Raw genomic sequence first — 23,732 nt, forward strand, 5'->3', positions numbered from 1 at the left:
TGGACTTTGAGCGGAAATGCGATGCATGCAAAAGGAAAGCCCTTCTCAAGACGGTGCTTGGGAAGGGCTTTCGAGCTTTCGGTTGGAAAAGGCTTTGCGCCTTTCACGTTGCGTCTACCGGTTTGCGCAGGCGATGAGCGGGAGATATTGCTGCGCGGCGGCCGGGACGGCAAGGTCGATGCTTTGGCCGTAAGCGCTTACGGTGACGTAACCGGGTGTGTTGTACGTGGTAAGCGTGGCAGGGACGCCTGCGGCCGATCCGGACACGGTATTGGCGGGTACGGCGTTGGCGGGAAGGTCGGCAACCTGCCAATCCTTGATGTCGAGGTTCTCGATGCAGGTTTGCACCTGCGAGGAGGAGATGCCCGTGGCGTTGGCGATATCCCAAGTGTGGGCCAGAAGCGCATCGGAAACGGCGTCTTTGATGCCTGATGCGTCGATGGCGGAGTTCATGGCGGTGGTTTTAACACTGTTTGCGGCGTTAGTAACCGGGGCTGCGGTGGATGTGGCGGGCAATAACGCGCTTGCGCAGCCTATGCCCACGCAAACGATCAGAATGCTCCCAAGGCAAACTCCCAGTGCTTTTCGTACCATGCGACGCTCCCTTTCCGCCCGACGGGCGGCCTCCATGTTGCTTCGTACGGACAGGATGCCGTCGGTGATGCTGTTATACGACGATTGCGCTGCGAAGATGCGGCGGTTCGACGGCTCCTTGAAGCTAAGGTTACGCGAAGGCGGGCGGCGTGGACCGAGGTTCTCGAAACCATCGCGGTTCCTTCGCGCGCCGCCGACGAAATCAACACGCATTCTGCAATATCGCGGTATCGTCGCGTATAAGGCGGCCGGTTTTGCGTTGTTTGGGGCCTGGTGCGGGCGGCTCGCGCAGAATCGCAAGCTCATCTTCGCCGTCAATCGTGTATAGTACCCCCTGCGCCGCCCGCGACGTTTCGCCGCGCGGCGCGACTATCCCCGCACACGTAAAACTACGAATGGGGCAACCGTGTGAACGAGCAGGCTGCAAGGGCGGCCGGAGCAGGCAAGGAGGGTGCCGCATGAAGCTGGTGGTAACCGAGAAGAACGACGCGGCGACGAAGATCGCGGCGTTGCTGGGCGTGAAAAAACCCAAGGCCGACAAGGTGTATTCCACGCCGGTGTACCGGTTCGAGGTAGACGGCGAGGAATGGGTGACCATCGGCCTGCGCGGCCATATCCTAGAGCCCGATTTCACGCCTACCCTTATATATAAGAAGCGCGGCGGCTGGCGCGGCGTCACCGCGGAGGGCGAGGCCATCCCGGCACAGCTGCCCGCAAGCCTGGCGCGTCCGCCGTTCAAAAAGAAGAAGCCCTTCATCGAGGACGGCGTTGAGCTGAAGGCGTGGAAGATGGACGCCCTGCCGTATCTGATCTACGCGCCCATCGAGAAGCTCCCGAAGGAGAAGGAGATCATCCGCAGCCTGAAGAACCTGGCGAAGAAGGCGGACTCCATCGTCATCGCAACCGACTTCGACCGCGAGGGCGAGCTGATCGGCTCGGATGCCCTGTCGTGCATCCAGGAGGTCAATCCCACGGCGCCGGTTTCACGCGCCCGTTACAGCGCCTTCACGAAAGAGGAGATCACGCACGCGTTCTCCAACCTGGTGGAGCTTGATACCAACCTGGCCTCGGCCGGCGCGTCCCGCCAGGACATCGACTTGATCTGGGGCGCGGTGCTTACGCGCTATCTTACGCTCGTGAAGTTCGCCGGCTACGGCAACGTGCGCAGCTCCGGCCGCGTGCAGACGCCCACGCTGGCGCTGATCGTGGCGCGCGAACGCGAGCGCCTGGCGTTCATCCCCGAGGACTACTGGGTGATCAAGGGCGCCTTCGATGCAGCCGCGATCGCCGGTCCCACCGCCGGCGACGGCGAGCTTGCCTTCACGGCGCCGCACTCCACGGCCCGCTTCAAGGACGAGGCGGCGGCGAAGGCCGCCATGGCCGCTGTGGCCGGCGCGGCAAGCGCCACGGTGGCGGCGGTGGAGAAGCGCACGCGCAAGCAGCAGCCGCCCGTGCCGTTCAACACCACCAGCCTTATGGCGGCGGCCTCGGCAGAGGGCCTTTCGCCGGCGCGCACCATGCGCATCGCCGAAAGCCTGTACATGGACGGCTACATCTCATACCCGCGTGTCGACAACACGGTATATCCCAGCTCGCTCGATCTGTCCGAAGTGGTGAAGACCATCTCGGGCAACCCGGCGTACGCCCCGTATTGCCAGCAGCTGCTCTCCGCCGGCGAGCTGCACGCCACGCGCGGCAAGAAGGAGACCACCGACCATCCGCCTATCTATCCCACGGCCAAGGCCACGCCCGACGACCTGGCCCCGGCCGATTACAAGCTGTATAACCTCATCGCGCGCCGATTCCTGGCAACGCTGTCGGATGCTGCCGTGGTCGAGGGTACGAAGGTGACGCTTGAAGTGGGCGGCGAGCATTTCGCGGCCAAGGGCGACGTGCTGGTGACGCCGGGCTATCGCGCCATCTACCCGTACGGCATGAAGAAGGACGAGCAGCTGCCCGCTATGACCGAGGGCCAAAAGATCGCCTTCAACGGCGCCGAGTGCACCAAGAAGCAGACCGAGCCGCCGGCGCGCTACAGCCAGGGCAAGCTGATCCAGGAGATGGAGAAGCTGGGCCTGGGCACGAAGTCCACGCGTCACAGCATCATCGAGCGCTTGTACACGGTGAAGTACATCCAGAACGACCCCATCGAGCCCAGCCAGCTGGGCATGGCGGTTTGCGACGCCCTTGACAAGTTCGCCCCTCATATCACGCATCCGCAGATGACGGCTGAGCTGGAAGAGGAGATGGACAACATCGCCGAGGGCCGCAACACCAAAGATGCCGTGGTCACCAACAGCCGCAACCTGCTCTCCGAGCAGCTTGCCAACCTGCTGCCGCACTCCGAGGAGGTCAAAGACGCCCTGGCAGATGCCGTGGCTGCCGACGCATACGTGGGCAAATGCCCCAAATGCGGCAAGGACCTGCAGATCCGCGTTTCGCAGAAAACGCGCGGCATGTTCATCGGCTGCGCCGGCTGGCCGGATTGCGACGTCACCTATCCGCTGCCGAAGGGCAAGGTGGAGTCGCTGCCCGACCCGTGCCCGACGTGCGGCATGCCCCAGGTGAAGGTGACGGCGTTCCGCTCCAAGCCGCGTACGCTGTGCATCGACCCGAACTGCGAGACGAACAAGGAACCCGACGTGGTGGTGGGCGAGTGCCCGAAATGCGCCGAGGCCGGCAAGAAGGCCAAGCTCATCGCGCAGAAGAACCCGCGTACCCTGAAGCGCTTCATCCGCTGCGAGAACTACGACGAGTGCGGCGTGGGCTATCCGCTTCCGCAGTACGGCGCCATCACTGCCACCGACGAGGTTTGCGAGCACTGCGGTGCGCCCATGGTCATCGTCGCGACCACGCGCGGCCCCTGGAAGCTGTGCCCGAACTTCAGCTGCCCGGGCAAGGAAATCGAGGCGGAGAAGAAGGCCGCGGCCAAGGAGGCCAAGGCGGCGGGCAAGAAAGCGCCGGCAAAGAAGACGGCTGCGAAAAAGCCCGCAGCAAAGAAAACCGCCGCGAAGAAAACGGCGAAAAAGGCCGAGTAGAACAAGCACGAAAGTCGAGTAGCGTAAGCTAGCAATAAGCGCCTGCAAAGTGAAGAAGGCGGCACCCAAGCGGGGGTGCCGCCTTCTTGCATAGTGAGTCAAAACCTCCGTATCGTTTCGACTCACTAACTTTTGCGGGTAAGAAAATGACGCGGCAATTGACGCGGGCGGCGTGCCCGAAGCCATGTGCTATTCCTTGCCCCACTGCCAATCGGCGGGGTTTTCGGGCGTGCGCCAGGTGCGCCAGCCTTCGGCGCCGGGCAGCGTTTTCGTGCCGGCTATGATGATGTCGAGCCCCTCATGAAACCGCTTTTCACCGGCGGAATCGTTGCAAATGGTTGCCCAATCGCCGTTGTCGAACGGGTCTTCGCCACTTGCTTGCGTCATGCATAGCTCCGCAACCTCGCGGTCGATGAAGCCCGAAAGAAATGCGCGCAGGACACTCCACATGGGGTCGTATACCTCGCGTGGCATGCCTTGGTCGGCGTGGAGCAAAAACGTGTTCCGGTTGTGCTCAAGCGGCCAAGCTATCTGCGTTTGCGTTTGCATGAGGCGTACCCGCGCGTTCTCAAGGGAGTTGCTGCGGATAGAGGCGCACGTGCGGTGCAGCGTGTCCTCCCAATATTCACCGGCAACGGGGGCGTTGTCGAAGCCCTCGCGCATTTTCGCCAGCACTAAAAACAGCAGCTGCTTTTTTGAAGGAACGTAGGTGTATACGCTCATGGTGCCAATGCCTAGCTGCTCGGCAAGGGCGCGAATGCTGAATTTCGCGTAGCCCTGCTCGTTAATCATGGCAAATGCGGTGCTTACTACCTCTTCTTGGGAAGAAGCGTGCGAAGCGGTTGGTTTATGTTTGGTTTCCTCCATGGGTGGCGCCTGCTCATCGTTTCTCGTTTTTCGTCTTTCGAACTATAAAGCACGCTTCAGGGTTGCCCCTCAGCTTTGCGAAATTGCGCACAAAGAATGCTTGAAAAGCTACTCCGTACAGTGTACGATACATAGCGTACCCCGTACGGTGTACGAACGGAGAGGAATGGGAGGCGAACGGCAGGTTCGCTTGCTGAACTAGAACATTAGGGAGGGAAAATGGCAGAGCAAGCAGAAAGCGGAATGTCTCGTCGCGGCTTTATGCGCGCAGCGGGCATTAGCTTGATTGGCGCTGCTGCGGCTACGGGCGCTTTCGGTCTGACCGGCTGCTCCGGCGAGGCGAAGGCCGCCGGCGTTGCTGTTGAGAACAAAGGTGGCTGCGGAGATTTCAGCGAGAGCATCTACACCGATGCATTCCCGGTAAAAACGCGCAACGTTCCGGTGGTTGACGTTGATAGCGGCATTGTGCGTCAGGGTAACGTGGCGTTTGAGCTGCGCGATATCCCTGCGTCCGAGATTCTTCGTACCGAGGAAACGGACGTGCTGGTTATTGGCTGCGGTCTTACCGGCTCCGTTGCTGCTGTTGCGGCTTCGGATGACGGTAAAACCAAAGTCATGTGCGTTGAGAAGATGAACGTTGGGCGCGGCATGTTCGAAGGCATGGGCGTTATTGGCGGCAAGAAGATGGAAGAGGCCGGCAACATCATTGATAAGGCAGAGATGATGGACCGCATGCGTCACGCTGCGTACTATCGCGTGCCTGTTGATCCCATCAAGCTGTGGGGCGATCGTTCTGGCGAAGCCGCTGACTGGCTGCAGGAGAAGTTCGACGAAGGCGAAGGCAAAATCCAGACGTACTTCAAGAAGGGCAACCCCAACGCTCACAACTTCGATGTTCCGCAAACCGAGATTGCGTTTAAGAGCGAGTTGTGGAGCGAAAAAACCACGTCGAACGCTGGTGGCGCGGGTATTTACATTGTTGCCGACCTGGCCAACACGTTTAAAAAACGCCCGAACTCTGATTTGCGTTACAACGTTGCCGGTGTGCAGCTTATTCGCGAAGGCGACAATGGCCGTGTGACGGGCGCCATTTTGAAGGATTCCGATGGCTACTTCCGCGTGAACGCTTCCAAGGGCGTTATTGTGGCAACGGGCGGTTTCGATTCTAACCCGGCTATGCTGAAGGCATGGTGCCGTGCCGAGGACATTGCTGCGTGCGCAAGCTGGTGTCCCAACGAAGGCACTACGGGTGACGGCCAGCTGATGGGTCTTGCCGTGGGCGGTCAGATGGACCCGCTGCCGGCGGCCATCATGAACTTCGATTATGGTAGCCCCGAGGCGTTTTATTCAGCTAACCTGGGCATTCGCACCATTGTGGGCGGCATCATGATTAACGAGCAGGGTCGTCGCTTCTGCAGCGAGGGCTTGCCGTTCCAGGCGCGTTCTAATTCCATTACCGCACAAGCGCATTATGGCACCGATACGTGGCGTGTTGCGTCTTCTACGCAGGTGGGCAAGGAAAAGGAAAAGGTGGAAGCCGCGTTCCAGCCGTTTATCGACAAGGGTTGGGGCTTCAAGGCTTCAAGTCTCAAGGAGCTCGCTGGTATGATGGGCGTGCCCGCCGACACGCTCGAATCTGAAGTTGCTCGCTTCAACACGTTCTGCGACAACAAGAAGGACGAGGACTTCAACCGTCCCATGGAGAAAGCTACGAAGGTCGAAGGCGACACATACTATGCCGTGAAGCACCAGTCTTCTATTCTGGCTACGGTGTCTGGCCTGGTTGTTGACTACAACTGCAATGTTGTTGACTACGACAATAAGCCCATCGAGGGCCTGTTTGCCGCCGGTGGCGCTTCGGGCGGTTTCTTCTCCGGTAACTATCCGCGTCATATTTTCGGCCCGTCGGTTGGCCGCTGCGTCACATTCGGTTACGTGGCTGGTCAGACCGCCGCGCAGGGGGTGAAGTAGCACATGGTAGAGAACAAAACTGGCAAGAAGCGCTGGCCTATTGTGGTAGGTGTTGTGGCCGCGGTGCTGATTGTGGCTTGCTGCGGCGGCTGGGTGTGGCATAGCACGCCGAGCTTCTGCGGCACGGTGTGCCATGATTCCATGGGTAACCACTTGGCGAACTACGAAGGCACCGATGAGTCGAACGGTGCGGGCCTTGCTGCATGGCACGGCCAGCATGAGGGAACTACGTGCCTGGATTGTCACACGGCTGAGCTTGATGTGCAGGTGGCCGAGCTGCAGTCGCAGCTGGCTGGCGACACGGATAACCTGGGTCTTGCCGATCGCTACTACATCGATAACGACAAGTGCCTGTCGTGCCACGGTGGCTCGTACGAAGAGCTGGCAAAACAGACCGCTCAGCTTGGTGAGTACAACCCGCATCAGAGCCCGCATGGCAATTTGAATTGCAACGAGTGCCACAAAGGCCATGCCGCTCAGGTTGACACCTGCGGTCAGTGCCACGAAAACGGCGGTCAAACCATGCGTGGCAACAACTAGACAGTTGCTGTTTGCAAGTACTTATAGCTGTGAATAACGAAGGTGGCGTCCCATATGGGGCGCCACCTTCTTGCGTGTTGGGTTGGGCGAAAAAGTTAGTGAGTCAAAACGTTACGGAGCTATTGACTTACGTGCTAGAGGGTTTCGCCACGTTCGATGGCGCGATAGAGGTCGCGGCCGCGGGTGTCGACGGCCACGAAGACGGGGAAGTCGTCGAGCGTGATGCGGCGAAGCGCTTCGGTGCCCAGGTCGTCCCAGGCAACGGTGTCGCTTGCGGTGACGTGCTTGGCCAGCAGCGCGGCGATGCCGCCGACCGCCGCGAAGTACACGGCGCCGTTTTCAACGCAGGCGTCGATGACGGCCTGGTTGCGTTTGCCCTTGCCGATGCACGCCGCGATGCCGGCCTGCATAAGCTGGGGCGTGGCGAAGTCCATGCGGCTTGCCGTGGTGGGGCCCACGCTGCCAAGCGGGCGGCCGGCAGCGGCGGGGGTGGGGCCGGCGTAGAACAGCGTCTGGCCCGCCAGCCCGAACGGAAGCTTGCCGGTTTGCTCGAGCGCCTCGAGCGCGCGGGCGTGGCCGGCGTCGCGCATGGTGTAGCAGGGCCCGGTCAGGCGCACCTCCTGGCCGGCTTTCAGGTTCGCCAGCTGAGATTTATCCAGCGGCAGGCTCAAGCGTACAGGTTCGCTCATTTCCCCTCACCCCAATCGATCAGCTCGATGGATGCGCTGCGCATGGCCGAGCAGCCCATGTTCACTGCTACAGGCAGCGCGGCGATGTGGCACGGCGCGGTTTCCAGATGCACGGCCAAGGCGGTCGCGCCGCCGCCGAGGGCCGCCGGGCCGATGCCCGTGGCGTTGATGGCGGAAAGCAGCTCGGCCTCCCGCTCGGCGGCCTGCGGGTTTGCGGCGGGGGTTCCCACCTCGCGCAGCAGTGCGTGCTTGGCCAGGCCCGCCACCTTGTCGAACGTGGCACCCACGCCCACGCCCACGATAAGCGGCGGACAGGCGTTGGCAGCCTTCTCGCGCACGCAGTCGAGCACGACCTTCTTCACGCCCTCCCAGCCGGCGCCGGGCGCGAGCATGATCACGCGGCTTGCGTTGTCCGAGCCGCCGCCCTTGAGCAGCACGTGCAGCGTGGCGCCGCGGCCGGGGCGCAGGGCGATCTCGGCGAAGGCGGGCGTGTTGTCGCCGGTGTTGGTGCGGTCGAGCAGCGCGTCGGCCACGACGCTCATGCGCAGGCGGCCGTCGGTATAGGCGCGCGCCACGGCGTCGTTGACGCCCGACAGGATGTTGCCGGGGATGAGCAGCTCCTCGCCGACCTCCAGGCGCACCCAGCAGGTGCCGGTGTCCTGGCAGATGGGCACGCCGTCCTCCTGCCCGATGCGGGCGTTTTCCAGCAAGCAGTCCAGCACGGACTGCGCACGCGGCTGCGTCTCGTCCGCGCGCGCCGCCTGCATGGCGGCAAGCACGTCGGGGCGCAGGTGCGTGGCGCAGCGGCGCACGGCGCGGTACACGGCGTCGGCCACGGCGTCGGCGGTGAGCGCGCCAGGCTGCGCCGTGGGCATGTTCTCGTCTTCCACGTTGTTCCTTTCCTTGGTATCCGTGCCCCTATTGTGCGCCATGCGCCCGCGCCGGTGGGCGAACTCCACGCAATCCGGGGATGGCGGGGCTTTCTCGCCTGCCTTTCGATGGGTATCGGCGTTTGGGCCAGGGGTGTCCCGGAGTTTCCCAACGAACCCATGGTGGGTGGGGTGGTGGGTGTTTTATCGCCTTCCAACTGGGCAAACGTTGAAGTACACCCACGGCGGGTGTGGGAAGTTAGCCACGGTTCCAGGCACCATGCATCCCAGCGAACGGCCGCCGAGGGGCGTGGCCGGGCGCGGCGGGCTCGACGGTGCGGCGCATGGTACGCCGGCATCGCGGGATCCTCCTTACCGTCGCGCTAGCCTTCATGTCCGCCGCCCGTGGGTCGATCGCCGGATCGACGGGCGGCGGAATCGAAAGGAAAGGAATGCACGTGGAAGCAGTTGCACAGTTCGGTGCGCGAACCAAGGCGGCGCGCGCCAAGCAGAGGACGGGAGGGAAGACGGGCGTCAACTGGCCGATGCTGATCATCATGTTGGCCGTGGGCGTTGCGCTGTGGTTGTGCCCGGTGCCCACCAGCCTCGATGCGAAGGCCTGGCATATGTTCGCCATCTTCGCCGCCACCATCGTGGGCCTGATCATCAAGCCGCTGCCGATGGGCGCCATCGCCATCATGGCCATCACCGTCAGCGTGCTCACGGGCACGGTCGGCTTGAAGGATAGCCTGTCGGGCTTTTCCAACACCACGATCTGGCTCATCGTCATCGCGTTCTTCATCAGCCGCGGCTTCATCAAAACGGGCCTAGGCAATCGCGTGGCCTATATCTTCGTGGAGAAGTTCGGCAAGAAGACGCTGGGCCTGGCATATTCGCTCATTGCCACCGACCTGGTGCTTTCCCCGGCCATGCCGTCGAACACGGCTCGCGCGGGCGGCATCGTGTGGCCTATCGTGCAGTCCCTTTCCCATACGTTCGGCAGCCGCGCCGAAGATGGCACGGCGGGTCGTATCGGTTCTTTTCTGCACCTTGCAGCGTTCCAGGGCGACATGATCACCTCCGCCATGTTCGTCACCGCCATGGCCGCGAACCCCTTGGCGGTGCAGCTTGCCGCCGATACGGCGGGCATCGAGATCACCTGGGTGGGCTGGTGCATCGCCGCGCTCGTGCCCGGCCTGGTCGCGCTCATCGTGGTGCCGCTGGTGCTCTACAAACTTAACCCGCCAGAGGTCAAGGAAACTCCCGACGCCGCCGTGGTCGCCCGTGCGAAGCTCTCCGAAATGGGCCCTGTCACCAGCGCCGAGAAGAAGATGATCTTCGTCTTCGCGCTCATCCTGATCCTGTGGATCGCCGGAAGCGCTATCAGCCTCTCCGCAACCACCACCGGCTTCATCGGCTTGTCCGTTCTGCTGCTGACCAACGTCCTTACATGGGACGACGTGAAGAACGAGAAGGGCGCGTGGGACACGCTCGTATGGTTTTCCGCCTTGGTCATGATGGCGGGGCAGCTGAACACGCTCGGCCTTATCCCGTGGTTCGGCAACCTGATGGCAGGCAGCGTCGGCGGCATGAACTGGGTGGTTGCGCTGCTCATCCTGGCGCTGGCCTACTTCTTCAGCCACTACCTGTTCGCCTCCGCCACCGCCCACGTCACCGCCATGTACGCGGCGTTTCTGACGGTGGCCATAGCCGCCGGCGCGCCCGCGATGCTCACGGCGCTCGTGCTCGGCTTCTTCGGAAACCTGATGGGCTCGCTCACCCATTACGGCGCAGGTCCGGCTCCGATTCTGTTCGGCGCTGGTTATGTGACCCAGGGCAAATGGTGGGTTATGGGCGCGATCGTGTCGGTGCTCAACATCGTCATCTGGCTGGGTATCGGCGGCATGTGGTGGAAGGTGCTCGGCCTGTGGTAGGCCGCGCGTTTTGCGAAAACCGCTAGCAACCAAGACGGGAAACGGGCCGTCTTCCCCAAGGCGGGCGGCCCTCTTACGAAAGGACATCTCATGAAGGAAATCAACGTTGCCGACATCACCGCCGAGGTGCGACGCCTGTGCATCGAGGCCGCTTGCGACCTGCCTCGCGACGTGGAGAAGCTTATCTGCCAGGCCACTGAGACCGAGGAGAGCGAGTTCGGCACCTACGCGATGGAGAAGATTTGCCGCAACATCAAGATCGCCCGTGAGAACAACGTTCCCATGTGCCAGGACACCGGCATGGTCATCGTGTTCGTGGAGATCGGCCAGGAGGTGCACATCGCCGGCGGCCTGCTCGACGATGCCATCAACGCCGGCGTCGCCGCGGGCTACATCGACGGCTACCTGCGCAAGTCCACGGTGAATCACCCTGTGCTCAACCGCAAGAACGCCGGCGACAACACGCCCGCCATCATCTACACCTCGCTCGTCGCCGGTGACGAGCTGCGCATCACCGTGATGCCGAAGGGGGCCGGTTCCGAGAACATGAGCCAGCTCAAGATGCTCAAACCCGCCGACGGCCTGGAGGGCGTGAAGCGCTTCATCGTGGATGCCGTGGTCAACGCCGGCGGCAACCCCTGCCCGCCGACGGTGGTGGGCGTGGGCATCGGCGGCAACGCCGATAAGGCCATGCAGCTGTCGAAGATGGCGCTGCGCCGCGAGGCCGGCGCGCCCAACCCCAACCCCGAGTACGCCGCCATCGAGCGCGAGCTGCTCAAGGAGATCAACAAGTCCGGCGTCGGCCCGCAGGGCTTCGGCGGCCGCAACACCGCGCTGGCCGTGCAGATCGAGACGTATCCCACGCATATCGCCACCATGCCGGTTGCCGTGACGCTGAACTGCCACGCCGCCCGCCACAAGGAAGTCGTTCTGTAGGTTTTCGCATACGATCAAGGAGAAGCAAGTTATGGCACAAGCAAAGAACATCTGCACGCCGCTGACCGACGAGGTGCTGTCCGAACTCAAGTGCGGCGACATGGTGAACATCTCCGGCATCATCTACACCGGCCGCGACGCCGCGCACAAGATCATGGTCGAGATGATCGACGCCGGCGAGCAGCTGCCCGTCGACTGGGATCGTCAGGTCATCTACTACGCCGGCCCCACTCCGGCAAAGCCCGGCCGCGTCATCGGATCGTGCGGCCCCACCACCTCCGGCCGCATGGACAAGTACAGCCCGGCCATGATGGAGCAGGGCTTGAAGGGCATGATCGGCAAGGGCCCGCGCTCTGCCGAGGTGGTCGAGGCCATGGTGAAGAACAAGGTGGTGTACTTCGCGGCCATCGGCGGCGCGGCGGCGCTCATCGCCGACAGCGTCAAGGAGTGCGAGGTCATCGCGTTCGACGACCTGGGTCCGGAGGCCGTGCGCCGTCTTCGCGTGGAGAACTACCCGTGCATCGTGGTGATCGATGCCGAGGGCAACAACCTGTACGAGCAGGGCGTGGCCAAGTACCGCATGGAGTAGGGGGACGCTAAGGTGAAGACGTACGACGTTGTCATCGTGGGCGCCGGCGGCGCCGGCATGGCGGCCGCGCTCAACGCATCGCGCGGCGGCGACCTGTCCGTGGCGGTGCTCACGAAGGTGTTCCCCACCCGCAGCCATACCGGCGCGGCGCAGGGCGGCATGAACGCGGCGCTGGGCTATCGCGACGAGACGGACACTATCGAGAGCCATTTTTACGACACGGTCAAGGGCAGCGACTTTCTGGCTGACCAGGACGCGGTGGAGTTCTTCGTGTCCGGCATGCCCGAGCTGGTGCTCGAGCTCGAGGGCATGGGCGTGCCGTATTCGCGCGATGAGCAGGGCCGCATCGCGCAGCGCCCGTTCGGCGGCGCAAGCCATCCGCGCTGCTGCTACTCGGCGGACAAGACCGGCCACGTGGTGCTGCACGCGCTGTACGAGAACTGCGTGAAAAACGGCGTGGAGTTTTTGGACGAGCACAACCTGCTCGACATCGCCCAGGTCGACGGGCAGCTGCAGGGCGTCGTGGCGATCGACCTGCGCCGCGGCAAGATCGAGACCTTCCAGGCCAAGGCCGTGGTGATCGCCGCCGGCGGGTTCGGCCGCGTGTACTGGAGCCGAACCACCAACGCCACGAACATGACCGGCGACGGTGTGGCGGCGTGCCTGCGCGCCGGCGTGCCCATCAAGGACCCGGAGTTCGTGCAGTTCCATCCCACGGGCCTGGCGTCGACGGGCGTGCTGCTCTCCGAGGCGTGCCGCGGCGAGGGCGGCTACCTCATCAACAACGAGGGCGAGCGCTTCATGGCGCGTTACGCCCCCGAGAAGATGGAGCTGGGCCCGCGCGATTTGGTGGCGCGCTCCATCGAGACCGAGATCAAGGAAGGCCGCGGCTTCGGGCAGGGCATGGGAAGCTATGTTCTCATGGACCTGCGCCATCTGGGCGCCGAGCGCATCATGGAGCGCCTGCCGCAGGTCCGCGAGCTTGCCATGGCGTTCGAGGGCGTGGACATGATCACCGACCCCGTGCCCATCCGCCCCTCGAACCACTACATGATGGGCGGCATCGACGTGGTCGACTTCCGCACCTGCGCCACGGCCGTCGACGGCCTGCACGCGGCGGGCGAGTGCAGCTGCATCAGCGTGCACGGCGCGAACCGCCTGGGCGGCAACTCCGTGTCCGAGGTGGTGTTCTTCGGCAAGCAGGCCGGCATCGGCGCCGCCGAGACGGCGCGCCGCCGCGATTTCGCGGGCACCGATCGCCTCAAGGAGCTTGAGCGGCAATGGGACGAGCGCTTCCGCGCCGTGCGCGCAAAGCGCACCGGCGAGCCCATGTTCGCCATCCGCGACCGCATGGCCGAGGCCATGTGGAACGGCGTGGGCATCTTCCGCACCGAGGAGGGCATGGCGGCCGCCGAGGCCGTGGTGGACGAGTGCATGGCGGCTTACGCCGACGCGCGCATCGATGACGACTCCCAGGTGTACAACCAGGCGTTCATGAACTACGTGGAGCTGGGCAACGTGCTGTCCATCGCCAAGACGGTGTGCATGGGCGCCCGCGCCCGCACCGAGAGCCGCGGCTCGCATTCGCGCGAGGATTACCCGGTCCGCGACGACGAGAGATTCCTGGCGCATACGCTGGTGTCGCTCAGCTCCGATGGCGCCTTCACGCTGGGGTACCGCCCCGTGCGCGTGACGAAGTTCGCGCCCGAGGAAAGGAAGTACTAAATGGCAGACCGCATGATCACCTTCAACGTGCGCCGCTTCGATGGCGAGCGCGCGTTCAACCAGGAGTATTCCATCCCCTACGAGAAGAACACGCTTTTGGGCTGCCTTACGAAGATCCGCGAGGAGCAGGATGCCAGCCTGTGCTTCACGAGCGCGTGCCGCCACGCCATCTGCGGCAGCTGCGCCGTGCAGGTCAACGGCAACGCCTTCCTTGCATGCGAGACGCAGCTGGATACGCTGCTGGAAACCTTCGGCACCGACGAGCTGTACCTTGAGCCGCTGAACAACCTGCCCGTCGTGCGCGATCTGGTTGTGAACTTCGACGGCATCGCCGACAAGATGCGCAAGGTGGAGGCCTGGATGTGCCCGCACAAGGACCGCAAGGACCACCTGCAGATGCCCGAGCAGTTCCACCTTATCGCCAAGCCCGCCGACTGCGTGCTGTGCGGCAGCTGCATCTCCGAATGCCGCGAGCTTGCCTATGACGACGGCACCTACCTGCCGCCTGCCATGATGAACAAGGCGTACCGCTTCGAGCGCGACAGCCGCGACGGCGATCACGGCAAGCGCGTGCTGGCGGCGCTCGAGAACAACCTGTGGAAGTGCATCCACTGCCAGCAGTGTTCGACGAAGTGCCCCAAGCACATCCCGGTGGCCGAGGAGATCAGCTATCTGCGCCGCCGTGCGCTGTCCATGGGCCAGACCAAGTCCGAGGGCGCGCGCCACGCGTACAGCTTCTACAACGATGTGAAGCGAACGGGCCTGCTCAACGAGACGATGCTGGCCCTGCGCACCGAGGGCATGGTCAAGACGGCGGTGAACCGCACGCCCTTCGCGGTGCGCATGGTGGCGGCGGGCAAGATGAATCCGCTGCACATGCCGCGCCCGGTCAAGGGCATCGACGATGTGCGCCGACTGTACGAGTTCGCGGCCAAGCAGCCGCGCGATTGCGACGAGAAGGAGGTGTCCCGTGGCTAAGCATCGCTATGCGTTCTTCCCGGGCTGCACGCTTGAAAGCGCTGCGGGCGAGCTGAAGATCGCCACGCTCAAGACCTGCGAGCGCCTGGGCATCGAGCTTGAGGAGATCGAAGGCTGGACGTGCTGCGGCGCCGCCCAGATCCAAGACATCGACGACTTTCTCGGCGTCGCCGTGAACGCGCGCAACATCGCGCTTGCAGAGGCTGCCGGTTTCGATCGCATCCTCACCGTATGCAATACCTGCACGCTTATGCTCCGCACGGCGAAAAAGCGCCTGGACGAGGATGCCGAGCTTCGCGCGAAGGTCAACGAGGCGCTTGCGGAAAGCGGGCTGGAGTACAAGGGCACGTGCGAGATCACGCATTACCTCTGGGTGCTCGTCGATGAGCGGGAGTACGGCTTGAAGGAGCTTGCCCGCCACGTGGTCAACCCGTTGGAGAACCTGTCGGTGGCGAACTTCTACGGATGCCATATCCTCATGCCGCCCGACGTGATGGGCTTCGAGAACCCGCGCAACCCGCGCTCCATGGAGATGCTGGCAGAGGCGCTCGGGGCGAACAACGTGGACTTCGAGCAGCGCCTGGCGTGCTGCGGGTTCCACAGCATCTACCCGGCTGAGCGCGAGGCTTTGCTCTCCAACGGCGTGAGCTGCCTGACGGCGAAGGACGCCGGCGCGGATTGCCTGGTCACGCCCTGTCCTTTGTGCCATATGGCCATCGACATGTGGCAGGCGGATGCGCAGAAGGGCTACGAGGCCGACATCACCATGCCGACGCTGCACCTGCCGCAGCTGGTGGGCCTGGCCCTGGGCTTCACCGCCAAGGAGATGGCGGTGAACCGCCATATGGTCAACGCCACCAAGATGCTCTCCCGGAAGCTGGCGTCCTGATATGGGCGCGGCCGGGGTGTCGGTGACCGCCGCGGTGCGCGACGCGCGCCGCGGCAGGCCGTTGCGCGTGGAGGATCCCCGCACGGGCGAGCTTCTCGATGAGCTGGCCGGCCATATGCGGGACGCGGGCGAGCTGACGGACGCCGGCGAGGTGCGTGTCGACGATGCGGGCCTGGAAGAGGGCCTTGTGTTGGAGCAGAAGGCGAAGCTGGTGCTCCTTGCCGGCGTCGATGCCGCCTACGTGGTCCCGTCCGGTCAGGACTGGGCGCACGATGCGCTGGGCGACGCCATGATATGCCCGGGGATGCTGTATTCCGACGGCGAGCCGTTTTCGGAAGGCGATGCGTGCGTGACCGGCTATTTCCAGGCCGACGCCGACGGGCGTTGGGCGCGCGTCGAGTCCGGCAGGGCGGCGGCGGGCGCCTCGGGCGTGCAATGGCGCGATGGCCTTGAGGAGTTTCCCGAGGTGGTCGCGCAGCTTGAGGAATGTATGCGCGTGAGCGCGTATCGGCACGTCGCCGAGCAGGCGGCGCTGAAGGATTTGGCCGGCGCGTAACATAAGCCGGGTTTCAGGCATGATATCATCGGCGAAATCGTGGATCTGCCCCCGGCGCATCGCGTCGGGGGTTTGCCGCGTTTTACGTGGGCGCCGTTTTTAGGCGCAGGGGAAGGATGACGGGATGGTTTGGTCTGAGGATAACGGAGGCACGCCGTCGCGCGGCTCCGATGTGCGCACGGCGTTTGCGGCCGTGTTGGGCCTTTCGTGCATGTTCGGCGGCATCTGGCTCTCGGATGGGCAGCTGCTCGGCACGAACGGGTCGGAAGCCGGAACGCTTGCCATGCGCGTGTGCACCTGCGTGGTGTATTTCGCGTTCTTCCTGATAGCGCGGCGGTTCTCCCGTCGCGGGAACGGGGATGTGCGCTGGCTGTTCGGCGTTGCCGCCACCGCCGGCATGGTCTTGTTCGCAGTCGGGGCGCTGTGCATGCTGCTCGTCATGCCCGGCCTTGAGCGCGGCGGCGCGGCATGGACGGCGTTGGGCGTCTTGTCGCTTTTCATGGTGAAGACGATCGGCGCCCCGGTGAGCGTGGGGCTGGTGTGCCTGTTCGCCCGGCTTGACGGCGTCATGGTGGTCCGTGCCTGCACGCTGGGGATGCTGGGCGCGTTCGCGCTGTACTCGCTGGCATCGCAGCAGCAGGTGGCTGCAGCGTTGGGGGCGTACGGCATCGTGAGCGCGGCCGGTGCGCTGCTTTGCGCCTCCCTGCTGCTCGCCATGCTCGGCTTCGGCGGCGCGCCTGTCGGACGCGGGTCTGAAAAACGCTCTCCCGTTCCGGCCGCGCTTTCCGTGCCCGGCGTGGTGAAGCGCCCCATGGCGAAGGTGGTCACCCCGGGCTTTGTCATCATGCTGGTGTTCTCCGCCATGATGCTGGGCTTTTTGCGCAACGGCTTCACCGGCGGCGATCCCCATGGCGATCCCGCGTCGTTCGCGACGTTGCTCGTGTTGCTGGTCGTCGCCCTCGCCTGGCGCGGCCTGCGCATCGAGCACGTGTTCTACGGCGCCTTGCTGTGCACGGCGGTCGGCATCTTGCTGGCGCCGTCGATCGCGTGGGCGTTGCCGGGGCTTGAGCAGGTGATGTGCGGCCTGGGCACTTCGCTGTTCGAGGTGGTGTCGTGGGCGCTTGTGGTTTGGGCGGCGCGCAACAGCATCGAGACGCTCGAGGCGGCGGCGGCGATGCGCCTTGCCGCCGCGGCGGGTCATCTGCTGGGCACGTTGGTGGTCGCCGCCGGCGTGGTGCTGGCGGCCTCGCCTGCCGAGGCGATGTTCGCCAGCGAGCAGCTCATGGTGTTCGTGTACATGGTGCTTCTGGTGGTGTTGTTGAAGTTCCCGGGATTGCAGGCGCCGTTCGCGGGCGCCGGGGATGTTTCGGAGTACGGCATCGGGACCGCCGGGGCGGGCGATGCGGTTTACTCTGAGCAGGATGGCGGCGATGGTTTGCCGGCGGCTGCCGGTGCCGGCGCTTGCGCTGCGCCAGGCGGTGCGGCTGCCGGTTCGCAAGCTGCGCTGCAGGCGGTGGAGCGCGCGGCCGGGGCAGGGGCCGATCGGGGCTCCGCGCGCGAGGCGGCCGGGGACGGCGCGGCGACCTCGGCCAGGGTGCCGGTGCCTTTCATGCCCGATAGCGCCTCGCCGCAGCCCGGGCAAGCGCCTGTCGACCCGGTTTCCGCGCCTTGCGACACCATTGCGCGCACGTATCGCCTGACGGCGCGCGAGCGCGAGGTCCTGGGGCTTATCGCCCATGGCCGCAACATGCCGTTCATGGAGCAGGAGCTTGTCATCTCGCGCAACACGCTCAAGATGCACATCCGCCATATCTACACGAAGCTCGATGTGCACGGCAAGCAGGAGATCATCGATATGGTCGAGGCGCTCATCGCGCGGTGAGCGCCCCTCCCCGCGGCGCGCGTGCCGGCTCGGCCTCTTAGCGGACCACCAGCACGTCGCAGCGCAGGGTGCGCACCAGGTGGGCGCTCACCGAGCCTGACAGCGCATACCCCAGTTTGCTTAAACCGCGCGACCCGCAAACCACCGTGTCGGGGTCCCAGGGAAGGATGAGCCTGCTCGTGAGCGTCTGCTTCACCGGGCCCGCGGCCACGCACACCTCCACCGACGGGATGCGCTCGGACGCCTTTGCCAGCGCCAGCACATCGGCTAGGTCCGCGCACAGGCGCCTGCGCACCGAATCGGATAGCGCCGCATGGTTCGCGACGCTCGCATCGGTCGGCAGGGCGTCCACGATGTGCCCGAGCCGCAAAGCCGCGCCTTCGTCGTGGGCGATGCGGACCGCCCGCTGTGCCACAAGGCGCATCGTCTTGCCGTCGTCGAGCGCGGCGAACACGCGCTTGCGGGTTTCTTCCATGTCGTTTCCTTTCATCTTCGCGCCGACGCTGCGCTTCGATCGCGCTCGGTTTCGCGGGGCGGCCCGAGGATCGCCGGGTTTTGCGCTTCCTCGCGGCCCGAGGGCTCGGCCGCTTTTCCCGTATTCGCTTACCTATCGTTTGTACGCCCCCAGCTCATCGGGCGAAACACACCTCATGGGCGTTTTTCGGGGAGAGCGGGCATGGTGTGCGGGCGGCAAGATGCAAGGGGTATAATCCCTACCAGGACAACCGCTTTCCGCAAGGGGCGGGAACACTCACGTTAAACGGCGCCGCCGGCGCCGTGCATAGGGAAAGGTGCATGGAGCAGCATGGATATCGCGCAGGAATCGTTGCGTTTGCATGAGCAGTGGCAGGGCAAGCTGGAAACCGTCCCGAAGATGAGGATCGAAACGCGCGAGGACCTGGCGCTGGCCTACACCCCCGGCGTCGCCGAGCCGTGCCGCAAGATCGCCGAGAACCCTTCCGATGCGTACAAGTACACCATGAAGGCCAACACCGTGGCCGTCGTCTCCGACGGCTCTGCCGTGCTCGGCCTGGGCAACATCGGCCCGGCCGCGGCCATGCCCGTCATGGAGGGCAAGTGCGCGCTGTTCAAGACCTTCGGCGGCGTGAACGCCGTCCCGCTGTGCCTTGACACGCAGGACGTCGACGAGATCGTCGAGACCGTCAAGCGCCTTGCCCCCAGCTTCGGCGGCATCAACCTTGAGGACATCTCCGCGCCGCGCTGCTTCGAGATCGAGCGCCGTCTGATCGACGAGCTCGACATCCCGGTGTTCCACGACGACCAGCACGGCACCGCCATCGTGGTGCTCTCCGGCGTCATCAACGCGCTTCGCCTGACGGGCAAGCAGAAGGAAGCGTGCCGCGTGGTGGTCAACGGCGCCGGCTCGGCGGGTATCGCCATCGCCAAGCTGCTGCTCAACTACGGCTTCAGGAACCTTATCCTGTGCGACAAGTGCGGCATCATCAACTCGCGTTCCGAGGGCATCAACGAGGCCCAGCGCGCTATGCTCGCCACCACCAACCTCAACGATGAGCAAGGCTCGCTGGCCGACGCCATGCGCGGCGCCGACGTCTTCGTGGGCGTGTCCGCCCCGGGCATCGTGTCCGCCGAGATGGTGAAGTCCATGAACTCCGACGCCATCCTGTTCGCTATGGCCAATCCCACGCCCGAGATCTTCCCCGACGTGGCCCGCGCCGCCGGCGCCCGCGTGGTGGGCACCGGCCGCTCGGATTTCCCGAACCAGATCAACAACGTGGTGGCGTTCCCCGGCATCTTCAAGGGCGCCCTGGAGTCGCGCGCCACGCGCATCACGAAGCAGATGAAGCTGGCCGCCGCTGAGGCGCTCGCCGCGCTCGTCTCCGATGACGAGCTGTGCGAGGACTTCATCATGCCCGAGCCGTTCGACCCGCGCGCCGTGGAAGCCGTGGCGGCCGCCGTGGCCGGCGCCGTGCAGGGATAGCAACGTGGCCGATATCCGCAACACGGGCATCGTGAGCGAGGTGCCGATGATGCGCGAGGGCCGTCCGGCCTCGGGCGCCCCGGTGCACCCGGCTGCTCCTGCACAAGCTGCCGATCAGGGGCTTTCCGCAGAGCAGGCGCCCGAGCGCGGCGTGTTCGTCACGTTCGAGGGCGGCGACGGCGCCGGCAAGACCACCCATATCCGCTTTCTGGCCAACGCCCTTTCCGCCATGGGCCGCGAGGTCGTGTGCCTTCGCGAGCCCGGCGGCACCGAGGTGGGCGAGCAGCTGCGCGGCGTGGTGCTGAACCCGGCGAACTCCGATATCTGCGATGCTTCCGAGCTGCTCGTCTTCGAGGCGGCACGCGCGCAGCTGGTCAGCCAGGTCATAGCCCCGGCGCTCGAGCGCGGGGCTGTGGTGCTGTGCGACCGCTTCACCGATTCCACCGTGGCCTATCAAGGCTATGGGCGCGGGCTTGACCGTGCGTTCGTGGAGGCGGCCAACGCGTTCGCATGCCAGGGCATCGTGCCCGATCGCACCATCTTGCTGGTGGCGGCAAGCGCCGCCGAGGGCCTCGAGCGCGCCACGCGCCGCGCCGGGGCCGATCGCATGGAACGCGCCGGCGAGGACTTCCATGCCCGCGTGAACGCGGCGTTTTTGGAGATTGCGGAAAAGAACCCGCGCCGTGTGCGCCTGGTGCGTTCGAACGGGCGCAAATCGCATACGGCCGTGCAGGTGTTTGCCCAGCTGGCGGACCTGTTTCCGTGGATGGGCGATTTCGTGCGCGCCAACGAGGCCTACTTCGAGCGCCTTGACGTGCATCGCACCCATGAGGGCCGCGTGGACTATCGCGAGGATCCCGCATCGGCGCCTCGTGCGGAGCGTTCGGGCAAGGAGCAGCAGTAGCGCTTATGGCAGACGCATTCGAGAACATCTTGGGCCAGCCTCAGGTGCGCGAGTTCCTTCGCGCCACCGTGGCATCGGGGCGCGTCAGCCACGCGTACCTGTTCTGCGGGCCGGCAGGCTCGAACAAGACGCTTGCGGCGCTCGCCTTCGCCCAGGGCATCATGTGCCCGAAAGGCCCCAAGGGCCCTCGCGGCGGCAACTGCGGCGCGTGCGACACTTGCGGGCGTATCATGCGCAAGAAACACCCCGATGTGCGCATGTTCGAGCCCGAGGGCGCTGCCGGCTACCTGGTCGAGCAGGTGCGCGGTATCGTGGCCGACACGGCCTTGGCCCCCATCCAGGCCGATCGCAAGGTCTACATCCTCGATCGCGTGGACCTGCTCGGCGTGCAGGCGGCAAACGCGTTCCTGAAAACGCTCGAGGAGCCGCCCGCCGACGTGGTGCTCATCCTGCTCGCGCGTACCCGCGAAAGCGTGCTGCCCACCATCGTCTCGCGCTGCCAGGTGGTGCCGTTCCGTACCATCCCGGTTTCGGAGGCTGCGGGCATCGTGGTGCAGAACTCGGGCGCAAGCCCCGAGCAGGCGCGCGTGGCGCTGCAGGCCTGCGACGGCTCCATCACCCGCGCGGTGGAGTTCCTGAAGTCCAACGAGCGCTTGGAGTTCCGTGCCCGGGTGCTCGAGGTGCTGGCGTGCCTGCGCCGCGCCGACGACTGGGATGTTATCGGGTTCGCCGCCGATTTGGTTGTGCGCGTGAAGCTTCCGCTCGACACCGTGCGCGCCGAGCAGGAGGCCGAGCTTGCCGAGAACGCCGACTTTTTGGCGAAGTCGGCCATCCGCCAGATCGAGGCGCGCAACAAGCGCCAGCTCACGGCCAAGACCGCCGAGTCGCTGCGCCAGCTCACGGGCATCACCCGCTCGTGGCTGCGCGACGTCATGGCCCAGGCCGCGGGCGCGCCCGATCAAGTGGTCAACGCCGATGTCAGGCCCTCTATCGAGGAAGCTGCGGCGCGCACCGACTCAGCACGCGCCGCAGCCGCCATCGCGGCCGTGCGCCGATGCGACGCCGCCATCTCTTATAATGTATCTCCTGAGACGTGCATCGACGCGATGCTGCTCGAGGTTCGCGACATACTGTACGGCCGTGCGCTGCCCAACGCGGCGCCGCGGGCGTATACCAGATAGAAAGAAGGAGCGCCATGGTCCGCATAGCGCCTGTCAACCTGCCCTACAACCCCAAAACGCTGTGGTTCGATGCGGGCGAGCTGGAACTGCACGCCGGATGCGACGTCGTGGTCCAAACCGCCCGGGGAACCGAGTTCGGTCATATGCCCGAACCGGCGTTCGAGGCAACGTCAGACCAGGTCAAGAAGCTGAAAACCCCCCTGAAGCCCGTGCTGCGCGTCGCCGACGGCGAAGATCGCGCCAAGCAGGCCGAGCTCGAGGCGCGCGCCGCCGAGGCGCTTCCCGTGTTCAAGGAGCTTGCTGCGAAGGCCTCCGAGGAGATGCGCCCGGTTTCGGTGGAGTACCTGTTCGACGGCGACAAAGCGGTGTTCTACTTCGAATCCGAGAACCGCGTCGACTTCCGCGAGCTGGTGCGCACGCTCTCATCGCGCCTGCATGTGCGCGTCGACATGCGCCAGATCGGCGTTCGCGATGAGGCTCGCATGGTGGGCGGCTTGGGCCACTGCGGCCAGGAGCTGTGCTGCAAGCGCCTGGGCGGAGAGTTCTGCCCGGTGTCCATCCGCATGGCCAAGGAACAGGACCTGTCGCTGAACCCGCAGAAGATCTCGGGCGTGTGCGGCAGGCTCATGTGCTGCCTACGCTACGAATACGATGCCTACAAGGACTTCAAGAGCCGTGCGCCGAAGAAGAACGCCCAGGTGGAAACGCCGGACGGTACGGCGAAGGTGGTGGATTTGGACGTCCCGCGCGAAGTGGTGTCGCTGCGCATCGAGGGTGAGAAGCCCGTGGGCGTCCCGCTTTCCGATTTCGACGCGCCCGAGGAGGGCGCCCGTCCGAAGTGCGTGGGATGCGAGGCTTGGGAGCGCGCGTTGAGCGAGCAGCCCGGCGATGCCTTCGGCGCGGCCGCGGCCATGGCAACGCCGCAGCTGTCGGGCAAGGACAAGCTTGCCGATCGCGCCAGCGTGCGTCACGTTTCGGGCGGCAAGAAGGCCGACGGCGCCGCCGAGGCCAAGCCCGGCCGTTCCAGCAGGCGCGGCCGCGGCAAGGGCGAGCACGCCGAGCAGCAGAAGGCTGCCGCGGCACAGCCCGCGCGCAAGCCGCGTCGCCGCCGCTCCACCAAGGTGTCGGGCGGTGCCGCGCAGGGCGGGGAGAATCAAGCTCCGCGCGCCGATTCCGCTCAGTCTGCCAACGCGGCACCCGCGGGCAAGCAGTCCAACCAGGACGGCAAGCAGCCTAAGGAAGGCCAGGCAAAGCGTCGCGGCATGCAGCCGAGCAAGCGCCGCAGCCAGGGCGGCAAGGACGCCAAGCAGCAGTCGGGCCAGGGCGGCAAGCAGCCCGGCTCCTCCCAGCAGGCGGGCAAGCGCGGTCAGGGCCCCAAGGGCGGCTCCGATGCCCAGCGCGGCGGCAAGCCCGACAATCAAGGGCCCAAAGCTCGCGTCCGCCCGGGTCAGAAGTCCTCGGGCCTGGCGCAGGGCCCCCGTCCCGACCAGGGCGGTCAGCGCAAGCAGCGCGAGGGCGGCCAGGAGGGCCAGGCTCCCGGTCAGCATCGTCGCGCCCGTCGCCGCAGCCACAAAGCCGCAGGCGCCGGCGAGGGCCAGGGCTCCGCGCAAGGTAACTAGCAGCATCTCGC

Annotated in this window: 20 protein-coding genes; 15 read left to right on the forward strand and 5 right to left on the reverse strand. The window is 65.1% G+C overall.

The genetic code is table 11. The features are described 5' to 3' along the window. Window positions 1-114: 114 nt before the first annotated feature. Window positions 115-594, reverse strand: a complete 480-nt coding sequence (locus tag Q0D52_RS03390) for a hypothetical protein (RefSeq protein WP_294361880.1) — start codon at window positions 592-594, stop codon at window positions 115-117. Window positions 595-1,052: 458 nt separating this feature from the next. Here Q0D52_RS03390 and Q0D52_RS03395 point away from each other — a divergent pair, with 458 nt between their 5' ends. Continuing rightward, complete coding sequence (locus Q0D52_RS03395; protein ID WP_294380133.1) at window positions 1,053-3,632, forward strand: DNA topoisomerase I; 2,580 nt, start codon at window positions 1,053-1,055, stop codon at window positions 3,630-3,632. A gap of 189 nt (window positions 3,633-3,821) precedes the next feature. On the opposite strand, the gene Q0D52_RS03400 is transcribed toward Q0D52_RS03395, so the two are convergent. Then, entirely contained in the window at window positions 3,822-4,499 is a 678-nt protein-coding gene (locus tag Q0D52_RS03400; protein WP_294361882.1) for a TetR/AcrR family transcriptional regulator, read from the reverse strand. A 219-nt stretch (window positions 4,500-4,718) separates the two neighbouring features. On the opposite strand from Q0D52_RS03400, the gene Q0D52_RS03405 reads away from it, so the two are divergent. Together Q0D52_RS03405 and Q0D52_RS03410 are read left to right on the forward strand one after the other, a co-directional pair. Then, window positions 4,719-6,470 (forward strand): FAD-binding protein, encoded by a 1,752-nt coding sequence (locus Q0D52_RS03405; RefSeq protein WP_294380134.1) that lies wholly within the window; start codon window positions 4,719-4,721, stop codon window positions 6,468-6,470. Between the two features lie 3 nt (window positions 6,471-6,473). Continuing rightward, window positions 6,474-7,010, forward strand: coding sequence for a cytochrome c3 family protein (locus Q0D52_RS03410; protein ID WP_294380136.1), 537 nt, complete (start codon window positions 6,474-6,476; stop codon window positions 7,008-7,010). Window positions 7,011-7,144: 134 nt separating this feature from the next. Here Q0D52_RS03410 and Q0D52_RS03415 read toward each other — a convergent pair whose 3' ends face one another. Together Q0D52_RS03415 and Q0D52_RS03420 are read right to left on the reverse strand one after the other, a co-directional pair. Beyond that, window positions 7,145-7,699, reverse strand: a complete 555-nt coding sequence (locus tag Q0D52_RS03415; protein WP_294380138.1) for a FumA C-terminus/TtdB family hydratase beta subunit — start codon at window positions 7,697-7,699, stop codon at window positions 7,145-7,147. Further along, window positions 7,696-8,589: a fumarate hydratase gene (locus Q0D52_RS03420; RefSeq protein ID WP_294380139.1), complete on the reverse strand. Its 894-nt coding sequence runs from the start codon at window positions 8,587-8,589 to the stop codon at window positions 7,696-7,698. Before Q0D52_RS03420 ends, Q0D52_RS03415 begins: the two co-directional genes overlap by 4 nt. A 437-nt stretch (window positions 8,590-9,026) precedes the next feature. On the opposite strand from Q0D52_RS03420, the gene Q0D52_RS03425 reads away from it, so the two are divergent. From Q0D52_RS03425 to Q0D52_RS03460, 8 genes are all read left to right on the forward strand, one after another. Further along, window positions 9,027-10,502 (forward strand): anion permease, encoded by a 1,476-nt coding sequence (locus Q0D52_RS03425; RefSeq protein WP_294380141.1) that lies wholly within the window; start codon window positions 9,027-9,029, stop codon window positions 10,500-10,502. Between the two features lie 90 nt (window positions 10,503-10,592). Further along, on the forward strand, window positions 10,593-11,438 hold the full coding sequence (locus Q0D52_RS03430) for a fumarate hydratase (protein WP_294380143.1): 846 nt from the start codon (window positions 10,593-10,595) through the stop codon (window positions 11,436-11,438). A 31-nt stretch (window positions 11,439-11,469) separates the two neighbouring features. Next, window positions 11,470-12,027, forward strand: coding sequence for a Fe-S-containing hydro-lyase (locus Q0D52_RS03435; RefSeq protein ID WP_294361889.1), 558 nt, complete (start codon window positions 11,470-11,472; stop codon window positions 12,025-12,027). A 12-nt stretch (window positions 12,028-12,039) separates the two neighbouring features. After that, entirely contained in the window at window positions 12,040-13,752 is a 1,713-nt protein-coding gene (locus Q0D52_RS03440) for an FAD-dependent oxidoreductase (protein ID WP_294380145.1), read from the forward strand. Further along, window positions 13,753-14,730 (forward strand): succinate dehydrogenase/fumarate reductase iron-sulfur subunit, encoded by a 978-nt coding sequence (locus tag Q0D52_RS03445; RefSeq protein ID WP_294380147.1) that lies wholly within the window; start codon window positions 13,753-13,755, stop codon window positions 14,728-14,730. Then, the gene (locus Q0D52_RS03450; RefSeq protein ID WP_294380149.1) at window positions 14,723-15,619 is read left to right on the forward strand and encodes a CoB--CoM heterodisulfide reductase iron-sulfur subunit B family protein; all 897 of its coding nucleotides are present in this window, start codon (window positions 14,723-14,725) and stop codon (window positions 15,617-15,619) included. The genes Q0D52_RS03445 and Q0D52_RS03450 overlap by 8 nt, the downstream gene beginning before the upstream one ends. A gap of 1 nt (window position 15,620) precedes the next feature. Then, window positions 15,621-16,175, forward strand: coding sequence for a hypothetical protein (locus tag Q0D52_RS03455; protein ID WP_294380151.1), 555 nt, complete (start codon window positions 15,621-15,623; stop codon window positions 16,173-16,175). Between the two features lie 124 nt (window positions 16,176-16,299). Further along, window positions 16,300-18,057: a helix-turn-helix transcriptional regulator gene (locus tag Q0D52_RS03460; protein ID WP_294380153.1), complete on the forward strand. Its 1,758-nt coding sequence runs from the start codon at window positions 16,300-16,302 to the stop codon at window positions 18,055-18,057. A gap of 37 nt (window positions 18,058-18,094) precedes the next feature. Here Q0D52_RS03460 and Q0D52_RS03465 read toward each other — a convergent pair whose 3' ends face one another. Next, entirely contained in the window at window positions 18,095-18,532 is a 438-nt protein-coding gene (locus Q0D52_RS03465) for a universal stress protein (RefSeq protein WP_294380155.1), read from the reverse strand. A gap of 330 nt (window positions 18,533-18,862) precedes the next feature. Between Q0D52_RS03465 and Q0D52_RS03470 the strand changes: the two genes are divergently transcribed. The 4 genes from Q0D52_RS03470 to ricT are packed head-to-tail and all read left to right on the forward strand — an operon-like array spanning window position 18,863 to window position 23,721. Continuing rightward, window positions 18,863-20,017, forward strand: a complete 1,155-nt coding sequence (locus tag Q0D52_RS03470) for an NADP-dependent malic enzyme (RefSeq protein ID WP_294380158.1) — start codon at window positions 18,863-18,865, stop codon at window positions 20,015-20,017. Between the two features lie 4 nt (window positions 20,018-20,021). After that, window positions 20,022-20,921, forward strand: a complete 900-nt coding sequence (gene tmk, locus Q0D52_RS03475) for a dTMP kinase (protein WP_294380160.1) — start codon at window positions 20,022-20,024, stop codon at window positions 20,919-20,921. Between the two features lie 5 nt (window positions 20,922-20,926). Then, the gene (locus Q0D52_RS03480) at window positions 20,927-22,102 is read left to right on the forward strand and encodes a DNA polymerase III subunit delta' (protein ID WP_294380162.1); all 1,176 of its coding nucleotides are present in this window, start codon (window positions 20,927-20,929) and stop codon (window positions 22,100-22,102) included. 14 nt (window positions 22,103-22,116) lie between these two features. After that, entirely contained in the window at window positions 22,117-23,721 is a 1,605-nt protein-coding gene (gene ricT, locus Q0D52_RS03485) for a regulatory iron-sulfur-containing complex subunit RicT (RefSeq protein ID WP_294380163.1), read from the forward strand. The last annotated feature ends 11 nt before the right edge of the window (window positions 23,722-23,732 follow it).

The organism is uncultured Senegalimassilia sp., from assembly GCF_934630535.1.
Lineage (GTDB): Bacteria > Actinomycetota > Coriobacteriia > Coriobacteriales > Eggerthellaceae > Senegalimassilia.